At 62.2% G+C, this 4,663-nt stretch carries 4 protein-coding genes; 3 read left to right on the forward strand and 1 reads right to left on the reverse strand.

What is annotated here, in order from left to right; all coding sequences use genetic code 11:
• Window positions 1-521 (forward strand): GNAT family N-acetyltransferase (locus A3764_RS12675; protein ID WP_150122166.1); only part of this gene is annotated, 521 nt, incomplete at its 5' end.
• A 76-nt stretch (window positions 522-597) separates the two neighbouring features.
• Here A3764_RS12675 and gyrA read toward each other — a convergent pair.
• A complete protein-coding gene (gene gyrA / locus A3764_RS12680) occupies window positions 598-3,345 on the reverse strand; it encodes a DNA gyrase subunit A (protein WP_067921878.1) in 2,748 nt (915 codons plus the stop codon).
• A gap of 190 nt (window positions 3,346-3,535) precedes the next feature.
• Between gyrA and A3764_RS12685 the strand changes: the two genes are divergently transcribed.
• Both A3764_RS12685 and A3764_RS12690 read left to right on the forward strand, forming a co-directional pair.
• Window positions 3,536-3,805, forward strand: a complete 270-nt coding sequence (locus A3764_RS12685) for an usg protein (protein ID WP_067921881.1) — start codon at window positions 3,536-3,538, stop codon at window positions 3,803-3,805.
• Between the two features lie 83 nt (window positions 3,806-3,888).
• Window positions 3,889-4,663: DUF2855 family protein (locus tag A3764_RS12690; protein WP_067951643.1), on the forward strand; the 775-nt coding region annotated here is incomplete at its 3' end.

The raw sequence follows: 4,663 nt of genomic DNA on the forward strand, positions 1-4,663 counted from the left end.
AGCGCTGGGAGGGCGATCTTTCATCTGCCCGTATCGAATATCTTACCGCGCAATACGCCCTCTTCCTCGACCGGGTGTGGAATATCGGCGCGCTTTACATGCCGACGCTCTGGCAGGGGGAAGAGATGATCGGCGCCCTGAGCCATGTGGCCGACCGCGATGGCAGGCGCATGACCTCCGTCTTCGGGGCCCGGCGGATGGGCAACGAGAAACTGGATATCGGGCGGCTGCAACGCGGGCTCGCCATCGAACATGCCATCGACGAAGGTTTCCGCTTCTACGACCTTGGCCATGGTGACGAGACCTACAAATACAATTTCGCCACCGGCGACAGAAAGCTCGCCTATATGGAAGTCACGCGCCGCAACATGAAGGCGGCCCATATGATTCCGCCCGAATACCTCGGCAGCGCCATGCGGCGGCTTCGCAGGTTGATCGACAGGGAAGACATCAAGGGTGCGACGGCAGCGGCGGCGCAGATAGAGAAAGCGTTGGCGGCCTGGCAGCAGAACAGGGGCTGAGAGAACCAGCCTTGGCCGAAGGGGCGGGGGCAGGGCTGGCCGCGCCCCCGCGTCAATTCGTCAAATAGTCGGCTACTCAGTCCGCCACGTCCTCGGGCTGATCCGGTTCCGCCTGATCGGCGATCCATGCAACGCTCACGACCTCTTCGCCGCGCCCGGTGTTGAAGACACGTACGCCGCCCGCGCTGCGCGAGCGGAAGGATATGCCGTCCACCGGCACACGGATCGACTGCCCCTTGGAGGTGGCCAGCATGATCTGGTCGTCCATCTCCACCGGGAAGGAGGCGACGATATCCCCGCCGCGCATCGCCTTGTCCATCGCCGCGACACCGAGGCCGCCGCGCCCGCGCACGGGATAATCGTGGCTGGAGCTGAGTTTGCCGGCACCCCGGCTGGTGATTGTCAGGATCAGGTTTTCGGCCGCCGACATTTCCACATAGCGTTCATTCGAGAAGTTCGGATCGGCTGCTGTCTCTTCTTCCTCCGCCTCGGGATCGTCGGCAAGCCCGGCCATGGCCCGGCGCATCTTGAGATAGGCGGCGCGTTCCTCGGAGGTCGCGTCGAAGTGGCGGATGATCGACATAGACACGACACGGTCATCGCCGTTCAGGCGAATACCGCGCACGCCCACGGAGGAGCGGCTGTTGAAGACCCGCACGTCTGTCGCCGGAAAGCGGATCGCCCTGCCTGAATTCGTCACCAGCATCACGTCATCGTCGTTGCTCGCGATGCGCGCGTTGATCAGCGTGGTACCCGCATGCTCGTCCTCGAACTTCATGGCGATCTTGCCGTTGCGCATGACGTTGGTGAAATCCGACAGCTTGTTGCGCCGCACGGTGCCCGCGCTGGTGGCGAAGACGACCTGCAGATCGTCCCATTCGGCCTCGTCCCGGTCCACCGGCATAATGGCGGCGATGGAAACGCCCGCCGGGATCGGCAGGATGTTGACGATGGCCTTGCCCTTCGACGTGCGCCCACCCTGCGGCAGCCGCCAGGTCTTCAGCTTGTAGACCATGCCATCGGTGGTGAAGAACAGAAGCTGCGTGTGGGTGTTGGCCACGAAAAGCGTCGTGACGACATCCTCTTCCTTGGTCTGCATCCCCGATACGCCCTTGCCGCCCCGGCGCTGGCTGCGGAATTCGGCCAGTGGCGTGCGCTTGATGTAGCCGCCGGAGGTCACGGTCACGACCATTTCCTCGCGCGCGATCAGGTCCTCGTCCTCCATGTCGCCGGACCAGTCCACGATCTCTGTCCGGCGCGGTACGGCGAAGAGTTCGCGGACTTCGCGCAGCTCGTCGGCGATGATGCCCATGATCCGCTCACGGCTACCCAGAATCTCAAGGTATTCCTTGATCTTGCCGGCCAGTTCTTCGAGTTCGTCGGTCACTTCCTTGACGCCGATCTGAGTGAGGCGCTGCAGCCGCAGCTCCAGAATGGCGCGGGCCTGCGCCTCGGAGAGGTTGTAGGTGCCGTCCTCGTTCGCGGTATGGGTCGGATCGTCGATAAGCCGGATGTAGGGCAGGATCTCCTCCGCCGGCCAGCGGCGGGTCATCAGCCTTTCTCGCGCCTCGCCCGCATCGGCAGAAGACCGGATGGTTTGAACCACCTCGTCGATATTCGTGACGGCGACGGCCAGACCGCACAGGATGTGGCTCCGCTCCCGCGCCTTGCGCAACAAGTAGGCGGTGCGCCGGGCCACGACATCCTCGCGGAAATCGACGAAGGCCGTGAGGAAGCGCCGCAGGGTCAGCGTTTCAGGGCGCCCGCCGTTCAGGGCGAGCATGTTGCAGCCGAAATAGGTCTGCATCGGGGTGAAACGGAAAAGCTGGTTCATGACCACTTCGGCGGTGGCGTCCCGCTTCAACTCCACCACGACCCGGACACCGTTCCGGTCGGATTCGTCCTGCACATGGGCGATACCGTCGATCTTCTTTTCGCGCACCTGTTCCGCGATTTTCTCGATCATCGCGGATTTGTTCACCTGATAGGGGATTTCGTCGATGACGATGGCGTAGCGGTCCTTGCGGATCTCCTCCACCCGGGTCTTGGCGCGCACGATGACGCTGCCGCGTCCTTCAAGGTAGGCTTTGCGCGCGCCGGAACGGCCCAGCATGATCCCGCCAGTGGGGAAATCGGGGCTGGGGATGTATTCGATCAGCTGTTCGCTGGTCAGGTCCGGGTCTTCGATCAGCGCCAGCGTGGCATCGACAACCTCGCCGAGGTTATGGGGCGGGATATTGGTGGCCATGCCGACGGCGATACCGCCCGCACCGTTGACCAGCATGTTGGGATAGCGCGCGGGCAGGACTGTCGGTTCACGGTCCTTGCCGTCATAGTTGTCCTGAAAATCGACTGTATCGCGGTCGATGTCTTCCAGCAGATACTGCGCGGCCTTTTCCATCCGCACTTCGGTGTAGCGATAGGCGGCGGCCTTGTCGCCGTCCATGGAGCCGAAGTTGCCCTGACCATCGAGCAGCACGAGGCTCATGGAAAAGTCCTGCGCCATGCGCACCAGCGCGTCATAGATCGCCGTGTCGCCGTGGGGGTGGTATTTACCCATGGCCTCCGCCACCGGGCGGGAGGATTTGCGGTAAGGCTTGTCATGCGTGTTGCCGGTTTCATGCATCGCATAAAGGATGCGGCGGTGCACCGGCTTCAGCCCGTCGCGCAGGTCGGGAATGGCCCGGCTGACGATGACCGACATCGCATAGTCGAGATAGGAATTGCGCATCTCTTCTTCGATGCTGACGGACGGCCCGTCGTACATCGGCCGCTCTGGCCCGTTTTCGTCATCGGTTTCAGGGGTTTCGGGCGTATCGCTCACGTCATCGACCTGTCTTTGTCAGCCTCTATATCTTGCGTCATTCCTTATCAGAATCCACAGGATAGGCGCAATGCCTGTGGCAAAAACACACTGGCAGCAACAGATGCCGAGTGCCAATGCGCTGTTTTCGTTGAAAAGTAATTCAGTGAGCGCAGACTGGTCCTGCGAGGCAGGGAAAAGGAGACTGAAAATGTCCCATCTCGAAACGGAAATGATGTTGAAGGGCTACGGGCTCACCACCGCTGAATTCTTCTATCACATGCCCGATTACACCCATGTGCTCAACAGCTTCATCTGGCAGGAATACGATCTGGCGCCCGATCATCCGCGCCTGTTCCAGTTCATCGAGTTCTGGCAGGAAAAGCTCGACGGGCCGCTCCATTCGGTACAGTTCACCCATCGCCGGATGCTGGCGTCGGGCGAATGGCGCAACGTGAAGGGCGAATTCACGCTGCACTGAAGCGCGTTGACGTGACGTTGTGCAGATAGGGGCGCGCAAGGCTGCGGGTTCCCGTCTAGGCTGACCTGAAAGAGGGGGAAGCCATGAAGCGATTGCTGACGGATCAAAAGGACATCACGCGGACCACGCTGGAAAATGTACAGCCCGCCCGGCTGGAAGAGGGTCAGGCCCGGCTGAGGCTCGAAAGCTTCGCCCTGACGGCGAATAACGTGACCTATGCCGCCGTCGGGTTCCAGACGGGGTATTGGAAGTTCTTTCCCACAGGCGTGGATGGGCAGGGCCTTGTCCCCGTCTGGGGTGTGGCAGAGGTGGTGGAAAGCCGCGCCGACGCGCTGAACCCGGGCACACGCCTTTACGGTTTCTATCCCTTGGCGGAAGAGCTGGTGATCACGCCGCACGCGGATGCGCAGGGCATGATCGTCGATGCCGCCCCGCACCGGGCCGAACTGCCGGCGGTCTACAACCGCTACTCGCCGGTGCAGCCCGCTCCGCAGCGGCAGGAAGACCTGCGCGCCTTGTTGCAGCCCTTGTTGGCAACTTCCTACCTGCTCTGCGACTGGCTGATCGACAATGACTTCTTTGGCGCCGAACAGGTCATCGTGGGGAGCGCATCATCGAAAACTGGGCTGGGCCTGTGCAAATTCCTTGCCGAGCCCGACACCCCGCGCAGGCACGTCGTGGGGCTGACCTCGGCGGGGAACGTGCCCTTTGTCGAACGGACAAGTGGCTGCGATCAGGTGTTGCCCTATGACCGCGCGGAGGAGATCGAGCGGCGGCCTTCGGTCTTCATCGACATGGCGGGCAATGGCCGGGTCAAGCAAGCAGTGCACGCAAGGCTGGGCGATGCGTTGAAACATT

Origin of the sequence: Sulfitobacter sp. HI0129 (genome assembly GCF_001635395.1) — a bacterium.
Lineage (GTDB): Bacteria > Pseudomonadota > Alphaproteobacteria > Rhodobacterales > Rhodobacteraceae > Sulfitobacter.